The sequence below is a fragment of the [Anoxybacillus] calidus genome, from assembly GCF_013760845.1.
Lineage (GTDB): Bacteria > Bacillota > Bacilli > Bacillales > Anoxybacillaceae > Paranoxybacillus > Paranoxybacillus calidus.
This window is the reverse complement of record NZ_JACDUU010000002.1, coordinates 497,443-519,935: the sequence shown is the minus strand read 5'-3', so window position 1 is coordinate 519,935 and position 22,493 is coordinate 497,443. Positions and strand designations below refer to the sequence as shown.

Here is a 22,493-nt window from a genome sequence, read left to right as displayed (position 1 = left end):
TCTTCAGAAGAACCGTAATAGTGCTTTCCATTGGTCTAATTACTCTGTAAAGTTACTTATAAGAGCGGCTTATGAAAATAACTGTGGAATTTGGGTGATTAATGTATAAATTCCCATATAAGCCATAGCAATCACGACAATTCCACCAAAAATCGTCATCCAAAGCGGATGCTTATAATCTCCAACGATATTGCGTTGGTATGCTGCAACCAGCATGACCCCAAGTGAGATTGGCAAAATCAATCCATTTAATGATCCAACAAGAAGAAGCGTTTTAACCGGCTTTCCAAATGATACGAAAACAAGAGTAGAGACAATAATAAAGATAACAATAATCCAACGATGATACGTTTCTAAATTTTTGTGGAACGTACGAATAAATGATACCGATGTATAAGCTGCACCAATTACCGATGTGATCGCTGCTGCCCACATCACAATACCAAATAATTTATATCCAATTTCTCCTGCCGCTAATTGAAACACGGAAGCTGGCGGGTTGGAAGAATCGATTGTAAGCCCTTTAGCAACAACACCTAGCGCTGCTAAAAATAAAACAATCCTCATAATAGAAGCTACACCAATGGCGGAAATTGCACTGCGTGTCACTTGCGGTAAAGCGTCCTTCCCTTTGATACCTGCATCTAACAAACGGTGACCGCCTGCAAACGTAATATACCCTCCAACAGTACCGCCGACGAGCGTCACAATAGCAAACATATCAATCGTATCAGGAACAAATGATTTTACTATCGCTTCTCCTACTGGCGGCTTTGCTGTAAATACAACATACAGTGTTAAACCTATCATGATAATCCCCATCAACTGTGCAAAGCGGTCCATTACTTTAGAGGCTTCACGGACAAGGAAGATCGCAACAGCAATCACTGCGCTAATCAGCGCTCCTGTTTCCACTGAAACTCCAAACAATACATTCATTCCAAGGCCTGCTCCAGCAATATTCCCGATATTAAACGCCAATCCACCGAGAACAATGAGTCCGGCAACAACATACCCTAATCCTGGTAGCACTAAATTCGCTATATCTTGTGCTCGTTTTTCAGAAGCAGCCATAATTCTCCAAATGTTCATCTGTGCTCCAATATCAAGTAAAATGGAAACAAGAATGACAAATCCAAAGCTTGCTGCCAACTGTTGTGTAAATACAGTCGTTTGTGTAAGAAATCCTGGTCCGATTGCTGAAGTAGCCATTAAAAATATTGCACCTAACAATATACTCATCCGTGAGGATTGTTTTACAGATGGTATTACTATGTTTTTCTTCGCTTCTTTTTCCATGTTCATTTTCTCTTTCCCCTTTATCATTAACGAATAGATTGAACAACAATTTCAGATTCTGCTAGCTTTTCGCGAATTTTTTTGGCAAATGTTAACGCATGTGGACCATCTCCATGAATACAAACCGTATCTGCTTGAATATTCACATCGACTCCTTGCTGTGATCTCACTTTCCCTTCCTTCACCATTCGAATCACTTGCTGTATCGCTACTTGCTCGTCATTTATTAATGCGTTAGGATCACCACGCCGTGATGTTAACGAACCATCGTGTTGATACGTACGATCAGCAAACACTTCATTAGCTGTCTTTAAGCCAACTCTTTCTCCTGCTTTAATTAATTCGCTTCCAGCTAATCCAAACAATACTAACGTTGGATCAATATCATAGACTGCTTTTGCGATAGCTTCTGAAAGCGCTTGGTCTTTCGCAGCCATATTGTACAAGGCCCCATGCGGTTTCACGTGTTGCATCTTCCCTCCCGCCGCCTTGACAAAAGCATATAAAGCTCCTACTTGATAAACAATAAGATCATACGCTTCTTCCGGGGTAATCGCCATGTTTCTTCTTCCGAATCCGATTAAATCAGGGAAGCCCGGGTGCGCACCGATACTTACTCCTTTTTCTAACGCCATATGGACTGTTCTGCGCATCTTTGATGGGTCACCTGCATGAAAACCGCAAGCAATACTCGCTGATGTTATGTAGTTTAAAATTTCTTCGTCATTTCCAATCCGATAAACTCCAAAGCTTTCTCCCATATCACAATTAAGGTCTACACGATGCATCCTCATCCCTCCATTTTCGATATAATCCCTTTTTTGCATTGATTAAGCTCAAGTTCACGTTGAAGATATAATTGTTGCGCTTCTTCAAATGAAATGTCGCGAAATACAACCATTTCTCCCGGTCTCGTTTGTGCTAAAATTGGCAAATCGACAGCAATCACTTGTGCGATTTTCGGGTAACCCCCTGTCGTTTGCCGATCCGCCATCAACACAATCGGTTTTCCCTCAGCCGGCACTTGAACCGTTCCGAAAGTTACTGCTTCCGAAACCATTTCCGTTGACTGCTTTCTCTCAAGTAAAGGTCCATCAAGGCAATAGCCCATTCGATTTGACTGAGGGGTTACTTCATAAGGTTGGGTCAAAAAATGTTCCTGGCTTTGCTTCGTAAAATCGGCAAATTGTGCCCCACGAATGACGCGAATCGTTTTTGGCGTTTCATAAAAATAGGCACGAAGTTCAAATGAAATTCCCCAGTTCATAGCTATAAAAGGAAGAAGAGTTATCTTCTTATGAAATAGCAACGAATCGTGCTTTCGCCTCGGCTCCCGAAGCAAAAGCATATCTCCTTTTTGCAAAGCTCTTCCTTGAAAACCTCCGATACGTGCAAGTAAATACGTTGATTGACTGTTCATCACTTCAGGAATATGAAAGCCTCCGGCCACAGCCAAATAAGCTCGACATCCTACGCGACAATGTCCGATTGTAAGTACACTGCCTTGTTTAATAAAAATAGGGCGCCATAACGGTACTTCATGCCCATCAATACTTGCTTCAAACTCCCCGCCGCATATCGCAATCAATGCATCTTCCTCAAAAGTAAGTGTTGGACCAATCAACGTCATCTCCAACGTACCTTCTGATTCTTCATTTCCGACAAGAATGTTTGCGATACGATGTGCAATTTGATCCATTGCCCCACTCACCACTACGCCGTCCTTTTGGAAACCAAATCGACCTAAATCTTGAATCGTAGTTAATAGTCCGCTACGAACAACGCGAATCCCCATTGTCTTCCTCCTGTAGCTGTTTATATTCTTCCTTCGTTATCGCTTGAAAGCGAATACGGTCTCCAGTTTGTAATAAACTCGGCTGTGGATGATGGGGACGGAACAATTGGAGTGGTGTTCTCCCGATTAATTGCCACCCTCCTGGGCTTTCAATTGGATACACTCCCGTTTGCATACCTGCAATCCCAACAGATCCAGCAGGAATATGTAATCGCGGCGAATCTTTTCGCGGTGTGGCAATTTTTTCTGACATGCCTCCTAAATAAGCAAATCCCGGCGCAAATCCAATCATGTAAACGAGATAATGACCGTTCGTATGAATATCAATCACTTCTTCCGGCGTTAATTGATTTCTTCTAGCTACTTCTTCTAAATCCGGTCCAAACTCTCCTCCATAACAAACAGGAATCACGACTTCCTTTCCTTTAGGAGCATCTGCATTTTCTAATGATAAAAGGATATTTTTCAGTACGGTACAAACCCTTTCAAAAGGCAGGACTTCTACATCCCATTTCCGATTTGTATTCTTTGTCAATTGTAACGGATCATAATATACGGTAACAGTTGTATAGGCAGGAACGACCTCAATAATCCCTTCCACATGATTCTCCATAAAATAGATAGAAACTTGGCGAACTCGTTGATGAATGTCGAGAGCAATTTGTTCGCCAAATTTGATTACTAACGCATTCTCGTTAAGCGGTATCAACTCATAGTTCAACATCTTTTCCTCCGATAAAACCAAGTGCTTTTGAAATTTGGCCTGCTTTATGTTTTAGTTTTGGAACTAATTGTTCAATATAAGAAGACTGAAAACGATTTTCTGGCCCGACAACACTTAATCCCGCTACAACCTTTCCTTCGTGATTAAAAATAGGAACTGCAACAGCGGAAGAATAATCGGCTAACTCCGAATGACTTACCGTATATCCTTTTTTCTTTGCTTCATTGATCAGATTCTTTAATTCCTCACGATTGACAATCGTTTTTGATGTAATTGGAATCAATTCAACCCGGTCAAGATATTTCTTCTGCTCTTCGATTGACATAAAAGTAAGCAACACTCGCGGACATGCCCCAGCATAAAGCGGCGCTCTTCTTCCCACCCTTGTGTATACTCGAACCGGTTCTGATGTTTCTACTTTTTCTACATAAATAGCTTCATCGCCGTCCTTGACGACCAAATTAACAGCTTCATTCGTTTCTTCTCTTAATTGCTTCATAATCGGTAACGCTACTTTTCGAACATCCAATCGTTCCGTAACTAAACAACCAAACTGCAGTAAGGACAGTCCAAGTTCATAAGCTTCCCCTTCTTTTTTTAAAAACCCTGTTGTCATTAATGACTGAACCATCCGAAAAACAGATGTTTTTGGCAGTTTCGTCAACTGTACTATTTCTTGCAGCGTTAATTGTTCATATGTCGTGAACAACTGCAACAGTTCCAACGCTTTTACTACCGTTTTATTCATAAGAATCTCCTTTTGTTCCGAATATCGGAATTAATATTCTGAAAAATGAATATTTTTTAGTGATTATTATATTTATTGGTAAAGATAAAATCAACAGAATTTTATTTTTATTCAGAAATTAATATTTTCATTTGCACCTCTATTTTTGAACAACTCTCTCTTAACGGTTTTACAGTTTCCTTTTCTATTGATGATAAAAAACACCTGTCACCTAGAGTAGTAACAAGTGCTTGTTTATTATTACAGATATCTCCCTTTAGATTTTATTGTTTTTTCCGCCAACCGTTATTTTATTGTTCACGTCCTAAGTGTAAGTGCCACGTTTGTTCCTCTTTCTGTTTTCAAAGTTTCGTGAACTACCTGACACTTCTCTTCCGGTTAAAGTGGAGGAACTTCTTTTGGAACTACATTAAAAGAAAGATTGGTACATAAAATCAAACATGAGAGATTTCAAATTTCTTCTGATAATGACTTAATGTTAGTAAAGGAAATACATACTGGTAACTGTGATAATGAATATAAAATCCCCCTGCCATTCCTTGCCCTACTGGATAGGAAGTCGTCCAGTCTTCTCTTTCGGCGGATTGGAGTATAAATTTGATTCCAGCTTGAATTTCCGGTATAGGTTCATCAAAGACGGCGATGAGTGCATCTAGTGCCCAAGCCGTGTGTGTTAACGTACTTGCTCCTAATGGAACGTACGTTTTCTTTATATCACTTTTACATGACTCGCCCCATCCCCCGTCATGGTTCTGGATGTTTAACAACCATTTCACTGCCTTTTGAATAGCCGGATGCTTCGGAGAAACTCCCACTGAAATCATTCCCGTGACAGCCGCCCATGTTCCATATATATAGCAAATCCCCCATCTGCCATACCAAGACCCGTTTTTTTCTTGATGATTTAGAAGCCACTCTACCCCACGTTGGATGGTTGGGTGTTGTTTAGATAAATTGGTGAAATTTCCGAAAAACTCTAACGTTCTTCCTGTTAAATCTGCGGTAGACGGATCGGTTAATAAGAACTCCGCTCCTTGAATCGGAATATGGTGTAAAATGCGCTTATTTACATTCTTTTCAAATGCTCCGTAACCTCCATCATCATTCTGCATCGACAACAGCCAATGGATCCCTCTATCCCATACCTGACGGAATAAAGGTTCTTTCGTCACCCATTTGTGAATCGCTCTTAAAGTAGCCGTTGTATCATCAACATCCGGATTCATTGTATTGATGTTTGAAAATCCCCATCCTCCTGGCAAGCTGTAAGGATTGTGAATGGCCCAATCTCCATATCGGTAGTGCTGCCGTGAAAGGAGATAGCGGTTCGCTTTTTCGATGACGGGGTCTGTAGAGGAAACTCCTGCTTCTTGTAAAGCATAACTCACTAAGGAAGTGTTCCAAACCGTTGCGGTTGTATATTGCATGTGGATATAGCCATTAATTTGGCAGACAAAAGACTTTAATCCGTTCATCGCTTTTATCATAATTGGATGATTTTTTGAATACCCAAGCGACAACAAAGCAAAAATCATGAGAAAAGTAGAACTAAAATAACTATAAAATGTTCCATCTGGTTCTATACGGTTTAACATATATTGTTTGGCATGATGAATCGCTGTAGAGTGAATATATTCCGGTAAACCAATGAAACTTTTGATTCCCTGTTTCATATAAGAAAGAAAAGATCGCTCCATTTGTAACAATCTCCAATAATCATCTTCTTCAAATCTCGAAACAAATAAATCGGAAAGATCTGGACTTCTTTTCGTTTTCACACGATATTTGTTGTCAGATAGAATGAAAATAGGTGTAAGATTGGCTCTTCCAGAGACGGAAAAATCCCAAAAGTTGATAGGAAACGAAAGAGGCAAAAGGATGATTTCAACAGGAATAGGAAAAAATTTCGGCCATGGATATTGTCCTGTTAAAGAAAGCATAAATTTTGCAAACATATGCACGTTTTCTATTCCACCCATTTCCAAGATCCGCCGTTTTGCAGCTTGCATGTTTTTATCGTTTTTCTTACGATATCCCGAATAGAGAAGCGCATAATATGCTTCAACGGTTGTCGTTACATTTCCTTCCCCTTCGTCATAGAAAAGTTTCCATGCCCCGTTACCTTGTTGCTTACTTTCGATTCTTTCCACTAGTGCTTTGATTAAGTCTTCATCATTTATTTCCAACGTACGTAATAAGATGATCATATAAGCATCTGTTGAAATGCCGGTTTCAAAAGGGTAACGCCATGATCCATCCGAAGATTGTTCATGTTTCAATTGATTCACGATTCGGTTTATCTCTTTTTGAATGATAAGTCTCACACTCGTCATCCCTTTCATTTTTGAAAAATGATCACTTATCTATACTTATTCCCGCATCTTGAAAACCATTCATCGAGGGAGTGGTAGACATTTTTTGTCTAATAAAGAAAAAGAAGAAGCCGGTCCTACCTCCATTTCTTCTAGAAATAAAAGATGAGTTAAAGAAAAAATGCAAAGGTTTAAAGACGGTAACGATGAAAGAATCTGATTTAACCAAAGCGGAAAAAAAGCTAGTCCAACAAATACTCCTTCAAACAAGAATAAAAAATGAAAACAACGTAACAAGAACACAAGCATACCTTGATTTTTATCAACGTCATCCGGAAATTCATTGGGCGCTTTTGGGACATATGGTATCAAGAAATGGCGGCTGGAATATGACTGATTTAAAGGGAGAACTGTTATCAAATTTGTTATCCAAGCAGGAGCAGCAGTCCTTCTTTTCGTTTTTGGAGCGCGGAAATTGGCTTATTTTTCAGGATGTATATCCGCAATTTCTACTTTATGAAGAAAGCATGAAAAGACAAAGACAGCTTTTTTACCTTCTTCCTATTTTTCATGTATCAACATTTATGGAAACCATCTGGAGTCACTTTTGGAAATATGGTAACCCCTATATACTTGCAATAGCTCTTGTTATTAATGAACAAAGCTATTTGGAAAAACAAGTCATCCAAAATCACCTTTTTCAAAAGAAAGTATTTAATACCATTCAGTTTAAGCTTCAAGATTTTTTCTCCTTAAATCATATTCTTTTTCCTTACTGTGACTCCGAACATGAGAAACGAAATATAGGGCTCATTGGGCAAACGTTACATAAATTCGATTCGCTTCATGAACGGATATTATTAGGAAAACGATTATATTCTTTACTTTTTCACAAGAAAGAAATGTTGGATAAAGTTGTTCGTTGGGCTATGTCTCAACCTCATACTGGAACTCGTAAAGATTACTGGCCTCATCTGTTTAATGACGTTTATGAATCAACGCCAGGGCAACCTTACAGACGCCGCATAAAAGATTGTCAAATACAACAAGGAATACCTCGGATATATAGTCCAAGATTGGAGTACGCGTGGAAAAACGTTACACATGCAGAAGCAGACATCGAGGATTGGTTTGATGACTGGACCATTATCGATTATTTAAACAAACAAGATGAAGATATGAATGGAGAGATTACTCATGAGTACTGCGAAACACTCGAAAAAATGGAACTCGCAATTATCGCAAAGAAAGCCATTTTCCGCCCGCAATAAACATTTTTCCGCTTATATTTCTACCATCCTGTTTGCCTCATGGATCGGAACCTATTTAGATCTTTATTTGGTTGGAAAACAATTGTACAGCTTTCCGGTCCGACCATATTCATCTATTTTTACCATTAACATTGTATTTACACTAGTCGGCCTGCCAATCCTAACAACTTTTTTTCTTTATTTCATAGAAAAACTGAAAACTTGGAAAAAAGGAGTTTTTATCGTCATTATTAGCCTAATGATGACGCTTATTGAAAAACAATCCGAAGCAATCGGATGGTTTGTTCACAATGATCAATGGGAACATAGCTATTCCTTTTTTGGATATTTACTTTTTATGACTATCATTTGGAAATTCTACCGATGGATGAGTTCAATCTAGATGATTGAGCATTATTCATAAGGTATGCAAATCTGAGGATAACCTTGTCCAACCGTGGTCAACGGTGATTTTATCTCATCAGCCCCTAAAGTTCTTCCACCAATATCTAAAATCATACTTTTCTGGTTAACACTAGCCATTTTAGTAGTTTTTATAAAAAAGACTTATTAATCAATATGTTTGTCCAAACTTCCCCTTGATCTCCTAAATAAGTTATCACATGGAGATGATAAAAATTAGTAAGGATAAACATCATAAGGAAAATATTAGTAGTGAAGAGATAAAACAGGCTTACAAGGATATGGATGATTTGAATGAAGCGGCAAGTGCGCTTTTTAGAATACCAGTTTTTTTCAGCCACCAAAACCTTTTTTCTCTCGGACCACCGCAACCCCCATTTTCAATGGAGCAACAATTTATCATTCGTATGTTTAAAGAAATAAAAAAGGTACTGCTTTTCCCAAGAACATTTCCTAACACTGACCAGTTTCCCAATACTACACTAGAAACAGTTTTATTCTTTTTATTATGCTATAAATATAAATGATGAGAGAAACTGGATTCTTAAGGGAGACTATTGATTAGGGCTGTAGTTTGATTCAGTTATGACTACATTTCCTATCTCTAACCGTCTCTCTTTTTTATTTTATAAAACCTCATTGATTTTATGGTACGGTTCAACCACACGAATCATTATGAAGCTTGAAGAAATTTATATATTCTCCTTAAACTACTATTCGTCACAATAGATGCGATTCTTTGTTTCCGGTCGTAACTCATCATAAAAATAAGGAATATCTTCATGGAATGATATACCTTATTCCATTCTCTCCTTTGAAGCCAAACAACTTTTAATCGCACACTTTATCCTTAGAAAGGTTCACGTTCAAGTAGAACAAGACCAGAACCGTCTGTTAAATTTGTCGAAAATAAAATACTCATTGATTTATTTGTTGTACATTGAGTATGAGTTCGTTTTTCTTAAAAGGACTTTTAACACAATAAAGAAGAAGGCCGCATTTCAGCGACCTTTTGGATCATTCTCTCTCTTCTTATTTATTTCTATTGAAAATCACAAGCTTTAATTCTGTCATTTCTTCGATTGCATATCGTAAACCTTCTCGACCTGTTCCGCTTTCTTTTACACCACCGTAAGGCATGTGATCAACCCTAAATGTCGGAATGTCATTGATGAGTACTCCACCGACATGGAGTTTTTCTACAGCCTCCCATGCAACATGAATATTGTTTGTATAAACACCTGCTTGTAATCCATATCTAGAATCATTCACCCATTCTATCGCCTCATCGATCGATGTGACTTTATTAATTAATACAATCGGAGCAAATACTTCTTGACAAGATACTTTCATATCAGGTCGAGCATGAAGGATAACAGTTGGCAGTAATATATTTCCTCTTCTTTCACCACCTACAGCAACCGTTGCCCCGCCTTGCTTTGCTTCTTCAATCCAGTTTAAAGACCGCTCAACATCATGAGGAGTAATAAGGGCGGATACATCGGTTTTTGGATCGAGCGGATCGCCAACGTTTAATTGTTTAGTAGCAGCGATAAACTTTTCTACAAACTCCTCGTACCGTTTTTCATGCACATAAATCCGTTGCAGTGAAATGCAAACTTGGCCTTGGAAGGAAAAAGCACCAAATACACAGCGCGGAATAATAGAATCAATGTCTACATCTTCATCGACAATGACGGCGGAATTGGAACCAAGTTCGAGTGTTACTTTCTTTAATCCGGCTCTATTTCGGATACCTATTCCCACAGCCGGGCTTCCTGTAAACGTAATCATGCTGACTCTGTCATCAGTAACAAGCTTATCCCCGACCGTTTTTCCGCTTCCCGTTACTACGTTTAATGCTCCTTTTGGAAGACCTGCTTGTTCAAACAGCTCTGCAATAAAATAAGCGGATAGCGGCGTTTGGCTTGCTGGTTTGAGTACAATCGTATTTCCAGCCGCGATAGCCGGACCGAGCTTATGAGCAACAAGATTCATAGGGAAGTTAAATGGAGTAATCGCCCCAATGACACCGATTGGTTCTCTCACTGTAAAAGCGACCCGGTTCTCCCCACCCGGTGCAGCATCTAATGGAATCGTTTCGCCGTGAATACGTTTTGCTTCTTCAGCAGCAAACTTATACGTCTGAATTGTACGCCCTACTTCCGCTTTGGCCGTGGTAATCGGCTTTGCTGCTTCAAGCGCTATCATCTGCGCTGCTTCTTCCGCTCTTTCTTGAAGGAGCCCTGCCACTTTTTCTAAAATGGCTGCTCGCTTGTGTGTTGGCATTTTCGCCATAATGTTTCTCGCTTGGTATGCCGCTTCAATCGCTCGATCCACTTCTGACTCCGTCGCTACTGGAATTTCCGCAAGTACCTCTCCAGAATAAGGCGACGTTAATGTAGTATACGAACTTGCTTCCACCCATTCTCCATTGATATATAGTCTCTTTTTCTCCATCGTTTCTCTCCTCTTTGCTTAGAATCTTTTTAATTTAAGTATATTAGCTTGAAGCGAAAATATCAGTAAGATAAACAACAAAATCTGTCTACTTTCTTCATTTTTTTCTCATCATTTGGAGTCGATCAGTTCTGTCACAACCTGTGTGATGACATCTAACGCTTCATTGAGTTGTTCATCGGTAATGACGAGCGGGGATAATAAACAATTGATTTTGCCGATCCTTATATTATCGCCCTCCCCCTCTATTTACCAGGAGTCGATGGCTCACCTGTAAGAGCCGTTGCTGTTGAGTTTGATTCATCATCGATTGAATAACCCCGCCTTTTTCGGATAATGGCGGGGTTTGATTCATCTGTGTCAAATATTGACTTTGCAACATTTACACTTAAAGCCTCTAAATCTTTTAATGTTTTTTATCAGTGCCCTCCAAGGTACGCCATCTTTACCTGTTCACTAGCGTTTAACTCTTCCGCTGAACCAGACAAGACAACACGTCCCGATTCAATGACATACGCCCGGTCAGCTACAGAAAGTGCCATATTTGCGTTTTGTTCAACTAGCAAGATGGTAGTCCCAAACGAATTAATCTCTTCAATGATCCGGAAAATCGTTTTGACTAGTAAAGGGGCTAATCCCATCGATGGCTCGTCTAAAAGGAGAAGACGCGGACGCGCCATTAATGCTCGGCCCATGGCCAACATTTGTTGCTCTCCGCCCGACAAAGTTCCGGCAAGTTGCTTTCTCCGTTCAAGAAGTCGAGGAAACAGATGATACACTTTCTCGAAATCCTCTCGAATTCCATCTTTATCCTTTCTTAAAAAAGCGCCTAATTCTAAGTTTTCTTCTACTGTCATGTTGGCGAAAATACGACGACCTTCCGGAACATGGGAAATTCCTTGTTTTACAATCATCTGTGCTGCTTTGCCTGCAATCGATTGTCCTTCATACAAAATGTCCCCATGTTTTGGCTTTAACAATCCAGAAATCGTCTTTAATAGCGTACTCTTGCCAGCGCCGTTTGCACCAATGAATGTGACGATTTCTCCTTCTTTTACTTCAAGTGAAACGCCTTTTAATGCTTGAATATTCCCGTAAAATACATTGATACTTTCTACCTTTAGCATCACGAAACCTCCTCTCCTAGATATGCTTCAATCACTTTAGGATGATTTCTGATCTCTTCAGGGGTACCATGTGCAATGAGTTGTCCGTGATCCAGCACGTAAATTCGTTCGCATACTCCCATCACAAGAGACATATCATGCTCAATAAGCAAAATCGTTAAATGGAACTTTTCTCTTATAAAAGCGATCAAATTCATCAGTTCCTGGGTTTCCTGCGGATTCATTCCTGCTGCAGGCTCATCAAGCAGCAACAATTTTGGATGTGCCGCCAGAGCTCTTGCAATTTCTAAACGACGTTGTTGCCCATATGGTAAATTTTTCGCTTTTTCATGCATATAACTCTCAAGCTTGAAAATCTTTAAAAATTCTATGGCCTTTTCTTCTATTTCTTTCTCGCCAGAAAAATGAGAAGGAAAACGAAAAATGGAGCTAAAAATGGAATGACGAGCAAGAGAATGGTATGCAACCTTTACATTATCAAGTACGGAAAGCTCACCGAACAATCGAATGTTTTGAAACGTACGACTAATCCCTTTTCGTGTAATTTTGTAAGGTGCCAGACCGTTTAACTTTTCATTACCAAGTACAATACTTCCTTCTGTCGGTTCATATACACCTGTCAGCAGGTTGAAGAAAGTCGTTTTACCTGCACCGTTTGGTCCAATGAGCCCAACCAATTCTCCCGGATATAATTCGATGTTTACGCCAGCCAATGCTTTCAAGCCGCCAAAATGAATCCCGACATGATCAGCTTTAAGCAACGGTATGTTTGTTGTCATTCTGCTTTCCCCCTTCAACCGCTCTGCGTAACCTGAAGAACGACGTCAATTCTCGAGTACCTAACAACCCTTTTGGTCGGTAGATCATGACCAATATAAGTACTAAACTGTATATGATCATTCGAGTCTCTGGATAATCCTGGAGGAAAGTAGAAACAATTGTCAACAAAATAGCAGCTATCACCGCTCCAGACATGCTTCCTAATCCTCCAAGCACAACAAAAATCAAAATATCAAATGACTTTAAAAAGCCAAAGTTCGTCGGCTGAATAATATAAAAGTGATGGGCATAAAGCCCCCCAGCAATACCGGCAAAAAAAGAACCGATCACAAATGCGGCCACTTTATAGTACGTCGTATTAATCCCCATTGAATCTGCAGCAATTTCATCCTCTCGAATAGAAATGCAGGCACGGCCATGAGTGGAGTTTGTAAAGTTTGCAATGACAATGATGGTTATAAGCAGGCAGGCAAATACCCACGGCCAACTTGTAAGGTGGGTTACCGTCATTCCGCTGGCGCCACCAACATAATCTACGTTTAGCAAGATAATTCGTACGATTTCCCCAAAACCAAGCGTAGCGATTGCTAGATAATCCCCCTTTAGACGAAGGCTAGGAATACCAATTAAAAGTCCCGCTACTGCAGCGGTAACACCACCTACCAGTAAAGCAAGTGAAAACGGAATCTGCAGTTTCATTGTCATAATGGCAGACGCATAGGCTCCCACTGCAAGAAACCCGGCATGTCCAATTGAAAACTGTCCCGTAATACCAATAATGAGATGAAGACTAACTGCTAGAATGATATTAATAGCCATAAAAAATAAAGTATTAATATAAAAGGAATTTAGGACTCCTCCTGATATTAGTAGATGAACCGCTCCAAAAAACACAAGCGCTAACACCATTGAGAGCCAAAATCCATTGATCCGCTTTAAAGTTGTCATCATCTTCTCCCCTCCTTATACTTTTTCTCTTACGTTTTTGCCAAATAGTCCTGATGGTCTGAAAATAAGAATAAGTATAAGAACGATAAAAGCCACTCCGTCACGCCAGAGAGAATAACCCAGTCCGCTTACTAATGCTTCAATCACACCAAGTGCAAGACCGCCGACCATAGCACCTGGAATAATACCGATACCACCAAATACTGCCGCTACGAAGGCTTTTAAACCTGGAATAATCCCCATAAGAGGTTCAATTTTAATATAGTAAATACCGAAGATAACACCCGCAGCACCCGCTAGAGCAGATCCTATTGCAAAGGTTGCGGATATTGTATGATCCACATTGATCCCCATTAATCGAGCTGCTTCAGCATCATGAGAAACGGCACGCATGGCTTTCCCTATTTTCGTTTTATGAACGATTAACTGAAGAAGAATCATCAATACAATGGAAGTACAAAGTATTAATATGGACTGACTGCTGATTGTCACACCAAATAGTTCAATTTTTTTATCTGGGAGTATTGTCCCAGGATATGCTTCTGGCTGAGCCCCCCGAATATAGATCACCCCGTATTCAATCAAAAGCGAAACTCCGATTGCAGTGATGAGAGCTGCAATTTTTGTGGCGTTTCTCAAAGGCTTATAAGCAATTCTTTCAATCAATACGCCTAATAAAGAACATACAGCCATGGCTAATAGAAGCGCTGAGAAGAATCCTAGATGTAAACCTGTAATCGCATAAAATCCTACAAATGCCCCTATCATAAACACGTCGCCATGAGCAAAATTGATGAGCCTGACAATTCCGTACACCATCGTATATCCGAGAGCGATCAGTGCATATATGCTGCCAAGAGAGATTCCGTTAACTAGCTGTTGAATGAGTTCCATATTCGCACTCTCCTTAATAAGGACTGTTATTTTATTTTAAAGATTTAATGCTGTTAAAACCCCAAATAGGGGGACATGCCCCCTATTCGACTGATACCATGATGATGGTATTATGGATTTACTTTTGTTTTAAATTGCTGCTCACCATTTTTATATTCAAGAATCGTTGCGGATTTGACCGGATCATGCTTCTTATCAAGCGTCAATACACCTGATACAAGGGCGAGATCTTTCGTTTGAGCAAGAGCTTCTTTAATTTTCTCCGGATCTGCATCTCCTGCGCGTTTGATGGCATCAGCAAGGAAATATGCGGTATCATATCCAAGCGCTGCAAATCCATCTGGAGTTTTGTTGTATTTTGCCTTGAACGCTTTGACGAACTCCTGAATTTTGGAATCTGGATCATTAGCAGAATAGTGATTTGTAATAAATGTATTGTTTAAAGCTTCTTTTCCGGCAATTTCGACCAGTGTTGGAGAATCCCAGCCGTCACCACCCATAATAGGAACATTAATACCAAGTTCACGTGCCTGTTTGACAATAAGACCGACTTCTTCATAATAACCAGGCAAGAAGATAAATTGAGGATTCGCAGATTTAATACGCGTAAGAGTCGCACGGAAATCTGTGTCTTTTGCAACATATGCTTCCTCCGCTACAATCTTACCGCCGTTTTCCTCAAAGGATTTCTTAAATGCTGAAGCAAGTCCTTTGGAATAATCACTTGCAGTATCAATAAGTACTGCTGCACTTTTTACTTTCAATTCATCAAGAGCAAACTTAGCTGCTACCGTTCCTTGGAAAGGATCAATAAAACATGTACGGAATACAAAGTCATTTACTTTGCCGTCTTTATTTGTAATAGTAGGATTCGTTCCAGTAGGTGTAATTAACGGGACTTTGTTATCCTGTGCAACTTGAACCTGAGCGAGCGTATTTGTACTTGTTGCTGCCCCTACAATCGCACTGACTTGGTCCTGGCTAATCAGTTTAATCGCACCGTTTGTTGCTTCTGCTGCTTCAGATTTATTATCTACTTTCACAAGTTCCAATTCTTTTCCATTAATACCTTCTTTATTAATTTCCTCGAACGCAAGTTCCAAACCTTCAGCAATGGATTGTCCATATGAAGCTACTCCACCAGACAATTCAAGGTTAGCACCGATTTTAATGGTATCGCCGCCTCCATCGCCTGATGAACCAGTATTTTGAGCTCCACCTTTACATCCCGCCATCAAACCGGCTGTTAACATAAGCGATAAAAAAACTCCAGCTAATTTTTTCTTCTTCATAATTTACCCCCCATAATAAAAAATTTGGTAAACTCGTTGACTAACTACAGCTAGCTTTACACTTATCCACATCCTTTCGATTGTTTTCTAAAAAATCTAAATAATAATATTTTTCTTAATCAATGTAATTTTACAAAAATTTAACCTCCTCGTCTAGATGTATAGTAAAAAATAAATATTATACTTTATTTAAAATTACTAATGACTTCGAATGCATATGTCATTTCTATACTGATTAAATAACCAAACTACATATAATGAGTTTGAATGTCCTCTATTTTTCTCCTACTTCGATTGTCTTGCATCGTTCTTTATCCACTATTATTTTTTTGGTTATTTAATTAGAAAGTATTATAATAAAAAATAATTTACTTTTTAGAGATAATTTGTGAATAAAAACTGTTCATTTTTGAACCATTTTTGATCTTCATCGATGATACCTTTTGTAGCATATTTAAAGTTTTACCTGCAGCATTTTTTGAGTCTAGATAATTTTTGGATAATTTTAATAAAATGCTGCCGAATATGAACAAATTCTCGTTGATAAGTACTGCTGATACAAGAGATTAAATCCAGTATCATTTAGCGAGCCGATACAATGAAAACATCTACATATTGTAGTTGACGCATGATCACATTGATATTAGACCCTTTCTAAATTTCCCCCTACCTCGTCTGAGCGGACATTTCGCAATATCATCCGCAAAAATTCTTGCAACTTCCTATGGTATAATTGATGAAAATCATCATGGAAGGAGACGAAATGAACTTTGAGTACAAAGAATGAACTATTTTCAATAGAAGAAGTCGAGCAGTTCGTAAACAATCATCGTTTAGCATTTTTATACATATCGAAAACAAATTGCAGTGTTTGTCATGCTTTATTGCCAAAAGTGAAAGAAGTCATGGCTGAATTTCCAAAGATTCAAATCGCTTTTATCACCGTCGATAATGTCCCGAACATAGCAGGTCACCTTTCCATATTTACCGCCCCTGTTTTGATTTTATATGTCGATGGAAAAGAAGTTTTACGAGAAGCAAGATTTGTTCATATTGAACAGTTTAAAGAGAAAGTGGAGAAAATTTATTTTTTAACGGAGTAATCGTGACTTGTTTAAGTGATGATCAGCACGATTTTAGGCTGAGGTTATGAATGAAATGCTCTTCACGAATGTGAATGTATTCATGCGTTGAGTCTTTGATATATGAATATACACATAAGCCGATCGAACGATTCGATCGGCTTATGTGTAGAGTGAATGAGATGCTTAAGCAGTTAGATTGCATAATCAAACAAATGTAAATAACAGCACGTTCTGTTCCTTTTTGTTCAACTTTTACTAACCCTGCCGCATTCAAAATCCTCAAATAATGAGAATGGTAGGTGTAGCATTCGATCATTTCATTCATCGTTAAATCTCCATGCTCTATCAACAATAAAATGATATCTTGTCGGTGTTGATCACTTCATCGATTGCATAACGGAATACTCTCTCGAAACAATTTCATGACTTTTTCACTCATTGCTTCATCTCTTGCTTTTTTGTTCAAAAGTCGAAACATCTTATGTTATTTTTCAGTCATCAACCGAACATCATTGAAAGCAAAAGAGCAGATGTAAATGATGTGATCATTTGCTTTCCTGATAAATTTTAATAAAAGGAGCTGGTTTTAAGTGGGAAATTCAAATCAAAAAATCACTACGTGTTTAATGTTCAATGACAAAGCTGAAGAGGCAATGAATTTTTACACCTCTGTATTTGACCAATCCAAAATAAATAGTGTTTTTCATCATGAAGATGGAACCGTATTATATGCTACATTCACATTAAAAGGACAAACGTTTATGGCTATTGATAATAGCAACAAGCAGGAGCTTCCTTTTACTCCTGCAATGTCACTGTTTGTAACATGTGATACCGAAGAAGAAATAAATAGAGTTTTTGAACAGTTATCGCAAGATGGAAACGTTCTAATGCCATTAACTGCTTATCCATTTAGTGAAAAGTTTGGTTGGGTTGAAGATAAATATGGTGTTTCATGGCAATTAAACCTTGCAAAAAGCTAACGGTTCGTTGACGTCCAATTCTTAAACGACTTCATTGTTGTTGAATTCGAGAAAATTAAATTAAACAACTATTTTACAACCGTTCTGAAAGCTTGAATGGTGGTAGCTGTGTTTATAAGATCGAAATTAAATCACTTTATTGTCAATGCAAGAAGACTTTTAAGCTAAGATTTGTACTGTGTGAAAAGGATTTATTTTTGTTGTTTAACGAGAGGCATTAGTAGAATAAGAAAAATAAAGGTAAGCTAACATATTAAACGCTTACCTTTATTTTTTCAAGGATTTTTAGATTTTAGATCTTGATAAATGAATGAGACCTTTTCTCTTTATACCGCTTTATTCGCTTCAAAGTTTGCCTTCACTTCTTTTGGCGTTTTAAATTTTGGGTAGTCAATCACTATCGCAATCATACCACAAACCCCAATTAAGAATGGATAGAACGAATACTGCAAAATACTTAATGGTGAAATGGAAGCAACACCTGCTGCCAATAGAATTTGCGCACCGTATGGGATGAGCCCTTGGAAACAGCAAGAGAAAATATCTAATAAGCTAGCAGATTTACGTGGATCAATGTTATATTGATCGGCAATGTTTTTCGCAAGTGGACCAGCAATTAATATGGAAATCGTATTGTTTGCTGTTGAAAGGTTTGTTAAGCTCACTAATCCTGCGATACCGAATTGCGCTCCTTTATTCGACTTTACATTTCTTGTAACTAATTGAAGTAAATAATCAATTCCACCGTTATATTTAATGACTTCCACCAAACCGGAAATTAAAATGGAAAGCAGTGACAATTCCTGCATTCCAGCGATCCCATCACCGATAGCTTGAATGAGGCCCATTGCATTATAGCTTCCATCAAGAAGACCGATGATTCCTGCTAATAAAATACCGCCTGCTAACACGACTAGTACATTGACACCCATTAATGATGTCACTAATACACCAAGGTAAGGTAAAATTTTCACCCAGTTAAAAGATTGATTTGTAATTTCCGCTTGCTCTCCAGCAGTAAATATCCAGAAAAGAACGATCGTGATCAAGGCTGCTGGTAAAACAATGAAAAAGTTCACCTTAAACTTGTCTTTCATTTTTGTATTTTGTGTTCGTACTGCCGCAATCGTTGTATCAGAAATAAAAGATAAGTTATCTCCAAACATGGCACCACCAATAACAGCGGCCATCGATAATGCCATAGAAATATCGGTTTGTTCGCTAATTCCGACTCCAATCGGTGCTAATGCTACAATGGTTCCCATCGAAGTTCCCATCGAAAGGGAGATAAAACAACCAATAACAAACAAACCGACGATTAATAAATTTTGCGGGATAATGGAAAGGGCTAAGTTGACCGTTGATTCTACAGCCCCCATTTCTTTGGTTACTTCCGAAAATGCCCCTGCTAATAAGAAAATAAGGACCATTAACATAACATCGGCATTTCCAGCCCCTTTTGTGAACACTTCCACCTTTTTCGTTAAGGACTCTTTTCGATTCATCATCACCGAAATACTGGCCGCAAACAAAATCGCTACAATGACTGGAAACTTATAAAAATCACCCGTAACTACTCCTGCACCAATGAACAACACTAAAAAAACAACAAACGGAAATAACGCAAATGGATTTCCTTTTTTCAATTCCACCTCAACCTCATTTCTTGTATTTTTCGAAGATCCTTTCCACATAGCAAAAGCCCCTTCTTCTCCGAACATAAGAAGAGGCCTTATACATATCTATATAAGAGACCCTTCTTATCTTCCAAGCACGATGCTTGCTGGATTTGGCACAGCACTCGAAACCGAGTCCGCTGCCGAGGCTTCTTCGGGCCAGTCCCTCCGCCTCTCTAGATAAGAAGATGGAAAGTTGTATTTCGTTGTAAAACAGATAAAAGATTACAACATATTCATCGGTTACGCAATACACCTTGAGAATGTCTTATTTTTAAAAATTTTTTAATAAATACCAATCTCTTATTAACATGATAATAGAGATACAACAGTCAAACAGAAACAAGATTTATTGCTTTCTAAAAAGAAACTTGCTGATGTTCCTGCTATTAAAAACAAGCGATTTATATCCTTCCTTTTTCAGCAGCAGTAGAAGGAATTCGTGCACCACTTGCATTAAAGACACTAGATGAAGGGCTATCCCCAGAAAAATTCAAGAAATAACGATCGAGTGCAAATGGTTGAAACCTATTCTATCGTTTCATAATATGATATGACTACCAAAAGCAAATAAGTAAATAAAAATGACAGATGAAAGCAATATACCTCTTCATCTGTCACTTTTTTAGGTATCACCAGGTAGCATTCATCATCAAACATCATTACTTCATTGATCATAATTAGACGATATATAACAAAGTAAGAAAGAAGGTAATACCATAGCCATCACAATATGACATGTTTACAGATTTCTTTAGGATGATAGAACTTTTTAATATCGGATCTTATTCTCTGGAACAACTCATCTTTGCTTTTAGGTACTGCAAACCTTGCATCGTCCATTACGGCGGGTTCTTGTCGTATGTATAACCGTGTCCAAATCCAAATTGGTAATTTCATTACGAATAGCCTGTGTAACCTCTTCTCCTCCCTTTCGCATACAACTGCTTCCGTTACAAATTAAAACGTGATGCTTCGTTCCTTTTAAATTCCAAGTAGTCAACTCTCCCTATCTTTTTATAGAAAAGCGCAAGCACCAAGCTTAGTCCCAACAGGTAAATATTTTTCACCACTAAAGGCGCTTTTTGTCTTTATGCTGGGAAGGTTATTTGACATCGAGAGGCTGGACGCTGGAGCTAGATTTTCTCCAAAATTGCTCACTATGAAAAACCCCCCTACTAAATAGGGGTGCAGAATAAATACATACAAAACTACAAAGTATTGTATTCAATCAGCACTTCCACCTATAGGCCCGTAGGTTTACTGAAGTGTCTAGGACAAAGTCGGTCTCCTGACTCTTGTGCGAGGCAATGGCAAGCAGGGAACTTGGCATGAGAAATCACCGAAAAGTTCAAGTTGAGATAACACCGACGCTAAGGTTTTTTCACAATAATTAAAGGGGCTGACTATAAAATGGTTTACTAGATTTGTAAAATAGATTAATTTAAACTCTCCAAAAATTTCCTGCGTTTTTCTTCCGATTCTCGGAACTCATCCTGCAAAATTTCCAGCAACAGTTTATTCTTTGCAGCTTTTTCTAATCCCTTTGATTTAATTAGAACCCGACATTCATTCAGAAACTCTAGATATTCTTCATATGAATCATCATACAGCTTGGCAAGGTCGTTTCGAATTTTCTTCGCCAGCTTCGGACTGGCTCCTTCTGTTGATACTGCTATCAGCAGTTTACCGCGCTTTAATGCTGCAGGGAAATGAACGTTCCCTTTTTCGGGATTTGTAATCACATTTACCAATTGATTAGGCTTGGCGTTTTGTGCCAGTTTCTCGTTTAGTTCCGGATTATCTGTTGCAGCAATGATAAGAAAGGCATCTTCACAATCACTTATTTCAATTTGTCTACTGATCCATTTTAATTTCCCTTTTTCCGCCCATTGCCTGATTTCATTTACGGCTTCCGGACTGACTACAGTAACGTCTGCCCCTTCTTCTAACAATAAAGCAACCTTAAAGGATGCTACTTTTCCTCCTCCTGCTACCACTACTTTTTTACCTTGCATACGTACTGAAATAGGATACATGATTTGAACTCCTTATCTTTTTCTTGAACTCGCTCTTCCAGCACCTTTTACAAAAGATATTCTAGATATGTACAAAGAATAAAAGTATCGTTTTACAGCTGACGCGATGTCCGCTCCATTCCTTTCATTAATAAATCAGTAAAAAGTAAGAACGACAAATACTTAATCATAATCGTGTGCTGCCACGATTTCTAGCCCTTCGTCAAAGCTGGGACTCGCCTAGCATGATTCTACCTTTTCGAACGGGTATGATTCTTGAAGCAATGCAGATGACTAAAACTCCATTCGGTATTATCATCTCTTTCATCATCCATATACGAGGGGGCATAAGCCTTAACCATTGAGTATGACGCAATAAATTTTATAATAATTTTATAATGTTAAAATATACAGTCTATTCTGTTTTTATGTCAAGCACATATTGTGGTAGTACCCTAGGTTCATGCTTTGGTACTAGTGCCAAAAATCTATAAAACTTGGACATACTGATATAAAGATGACTTTAATAAATGAAGACTAAAAGATAAAAGCGCTAGAACCTAATTAAATTCTTAATTTAGTGTTTCGAGAGCTTTGATATTTATCTAAGCGTTTATGAGACACCCTCAATTTGATATTAAGTAGTAACGAAGTTTAAATTAGGGTCTGAGAGGTAAAA

19 protein-coding genes, 2 pseudogenes and 1 riboswitch are annotated in these 22,493 nt (G+C 38.5%); of the genes and pseudogenes, 6 read left to right on the top strand and 15 right to left on the bottom strand.

The window, feature by feature from the left end; translation table 11 throughout:
- Positions 1–69 precede the first annotated feature (69 nt).
- From HNQ85_RS06785 to shc, 6 genes are all read right to left on the bottom strand, one after another.
- Positions 70–1,299 carry an NRAMP family divalent metal transporter gene (locus HNQ85_RS06785; RefSeq protein ID WP_181537020.1) on the bottom strand — a complete coding sequence of 410 codons (1,230 nt, stop codon included), beginning with the start codon at positions 1,297–1,299 and terminating at the stop codon, positions 70–72.
- A gap of 26 nt (positions 1,300–1,325) precedes the next feature.
- Positions 1,326–2,087 (bottom strand): LamB/YcsF family protein, encoded by a 762-nt coding sequence (locus HNQ85_RS06780; protein ID WP_181536977.1) that lies wholly within the window; start codon positions 2,085–2,087, stop codon positions 1,326–1,328.
- A 2-nt stretch (positions 2,088–2,089) separates the two neighbouring features.
- The gene (locus HNQ85_RS06775) at positions 2,090–3,094 is read right to left on the bottom strand and encodes a 5-oxoprolinase subunit C family protein (RefSeq protein ID WP_181536976.1); all 1,005 of its coding nucleotides are present in this window, start codon (positions 3,092–3,094) and stop codon (positions 2,090–2,092) included.
- Positions 3,072–3,818, bottom strand: coding sequence for a 5-oxoprolinase subunit PxpB (pxpB, locus tag HNQ85_RS06770; RefSeq protein ID WP_181536975.1), 747 nt, complete (start codon positions 3,816–3,818; stop codon positions 3,072–3,074). Before pxpB ends, HNQ85_RS06775 begins: the two co-directional genes overlap by 23 nt.
- Positions 3,805–4,566, bottom strand: coding sequence for an IclR family transcriptional regulator (locus HNQ85_RS06765; RefSeq protein WP_181536974.1), 762 nt, complete (start codon positions 4,564–4,566; stop codon positions 3,805–3,807). The genes pxpB and HNQ85_RS06765 overlap by 14 nt, the downstream gene beginning before the upstream one ends.
- 434 nt (positions 4,567–5,000) lie before the next feature.
- Complete coding sequence (shc, locus tag HNQ85_RS06760; RefSeq protein WP_343046493.1) at positions 5,001–6,881, bottom strand: squalene--hopene cyclase; 1,881 nt, start codon at positions 6,879–6,881, stop codon at positions 5,001–5,003.
- Positions 6,882–6,979: 98 nt separating this feature from the next.
- Here shc and HNQ85_RS06755 point away from each other — a divergent pair, with 98 nt between their 5' ends.
- From HNQ85_RS06755 to HNQ85_RS06745, 3 genes are all read left to right on the top strand, one after another.
- Positions 6,980–8,149 carry a DUF2515 domain-containing protein gene (locus tag HNQ85_RS06755; protein ID WP_409994122.1) on the top strand — a complete coding sequence of 390 codons (1,170 nt, stop codon included), beginning with the start codon at positions 6,980–6,982 and terminating at the stop codon, positions 8,147–8,149.
- Positions 8,076–8,531, top strand: a complete 456-nt coding sequence (locus HNQ85_RS06750) for a CBO0543 family protein (protein ID WP_181536972.1) — start codon at positions 8,076–8,078, stop codon at positions 8,529–8,531. The genes HNQ85_RS06755 and HNQ85_RS06750 overlap by 74 nt, the downstream gene beginning before the upstream one ends.
- A 220-nt stretch (positions 8,532–8,751) precedes the next feature.
- The gene (locus tag HNQ85_RS06745; RefSeq protein ID WP_246326795.1) at positions 8,752–9,078 is read left to right on the top strand and encodes a hypothetical protein; all 327 of its coding nucleotides are present in this window, start codon (positions 8,752–8,754) and stop codon (positions 9,076–9,078) included.
- A 505-nt stretch (positions 9,079–9,583) separates the two neighbouring features.
- On the opposite strand, the gene HNQ85_RS06740 is transcribed toward HNQ85_RS06745, so the two are convergent.
- The 6 genes from HNQ85_RS06740 to HNQ85_RS06715 form a co-directional block, all read right to left on the bottom strand.
- The gene (locus HNQ85_RS06740) at positions 9,584–11,011 is read right to left on the bottom strand and encodes an aldehyde dehydrogenase family protein (RefSeq protein ID WP_181536971.1); all 1,428 of its coding nucleotides are present in this window, start codon (positions 11,009–11,011) and stop codon (positions 9,584–9,586) included.
- A 419-nt stretch (positions 11,012–11,430) separates the two neighbouring features.
- A complete protein-coding gene (locus HNQ85_RS06735) occupies positions 11,431–12,138 on the bottom strand; it encodes an ABC transporter ATP-binding protein (protein ID WP_181536970.1) in 708 nt (235 codons plus the stop codon).
- Complete coding sequence (locus HNQ85_RS06730) at positions 12,138–12,917, bottom strand: ABC transporter ATP-binding protein (protein WP_181536969.1); 780 nt, start codon at positions 12,915–12,917, stop codon at positions 12,138–12,140. Before HNQ85_RS06730 ends, HNQ85_RS06735 begins: the two co-directional genes overlap by 1 nt.
- Positions 12,892–13,866, bottom strand: a complete 975-nt coding sequence (locus HNQ85_RS06725) for a branched-chain amino acid ABC transporter permease (RefSeq protein WP_181537018.1) — start codon at positions 13,864–13,866, stop codon at positions 12,892–12,894. Before HNQ85_RS06725 ends, HNQ85_RS06730 begins: the two co-directional genes overlap by 26 nt.
- A 15-nt stretch (positions 13,867–13,881) precedes the next feature.
- Positions 13,882–14,760 (bottom strand): branched-chain amino acid ABC transporter permease, encoded by an 879-nt coding sequence (locus HNQ85_RS06720; RefSeq protein WP_181536968.1) that lies wholly within the window; start codon positions 14,758–14,760, stop codon positions 13,882–13,884.
- A 110-nt stretch (positions 14,761–14,870) separates the two neighbouring features.
- Positions 14,871–16,052, bottom strand: coding sequence for an ABC transporter substrate-binding protein (locus tag HNQ85_RS06715; protein WP_181536967.1), 1,182 nt, complete (start codon positions 16,050–16,052; stop codon positions 14,871–14,873).
- Between the two features lie 770 nt (positions 16,053–16,822).
- Here HNQ85_RS06715 and HNQ85_RS06710 point away from each other — a divergent pair.
- Positions 16,823–17,155: a thioredoxin family protein gene (locus HNQ85_RS06710; protein WP_181536966.1), complete on the top strand. Its 333-nt coding sequence runs from the start codon at positions 16,823–16,825 to the stop codon at positions 17,153–17,155.
- 572 nt (positions 17,156–17,727) lie between these two features.
- A complete protein-coding gene (locus tag HNQ85_RS06705; protein ID WP_181536965.1) occupies positions 17,728–18,120 on the top strand; it encodes a VOC family protein in 393 nt (130 codons plus the stop codon).
- Positions 18,121–18,446: 326 nt separating this feature from the next.
- On the opposite strand, the gene HNQ85_RS06700 is transcribed toward HNQ85_RS06705, so the two are convergent.
- Positions 18,447–19,772 (bottom strand): Na+/H+ antiporter NhaC family protein, encoded by a 1,326-nt coding sequence (locus tag HNQ85_RS06700; protein WP_181537017.1) that lies wholly within the window; start codon positions 19,770–19,772, stop codon positions 18,447–18,449.
- A 105-nt stretch (positions 19,773–19,877) separates the two neighbouring features.
- Positions 19,878–19,983, bottom strand: a riboswitch (SAM riboswitch).
- 153 nt (positions 19,984–20,136) lie between these two features.
- On the opposite strand from HNQ85_RS06700, the pseudogene HNQ85_RS18025 reads away from it, so the two are divergent.
- Positions 20,137–20,300: pseudogene (locus HNQ85_RS18025) on the top strand (ABC transporter substrate-binding protein); the annotation flags it as partial.
- A gap of 325 nt (positions 20,301–20,625) precedes the next feature.
- On the opposite strand, the pseudogene HNQ85_RS17560 reads toward HNQ85_RS18025, so the two are convergent.
- Together HNQ85_RS17560 and HNQ85_RS06695 are read right to left on the bottom strand one after the other, a co-directional pair.
- A pseudogene (locus tag HNQ85_RS17560) lies at positions 20,626–20,799 on the bottom strand ((2Fe-2S) ferredoxin domain-containing protein); the annotation flags it as partial.
- Between the two features lie 436 nt (positions 20,800–21,235).
- The gene (locus HNQ85_RS06695; protein ID WP_181536964.1) at positions 21,236–21,835 is read right to left on the bottom strand and encodes an NAD(P)-binding protein; all 600 of its coding nucleotides are present in this window, start codon (positions 21,833–21,835) and stop codon (positions 21,236–21,238) included.
- Positions 21,836–22,493: the final 658 nt, after the last annotated feature.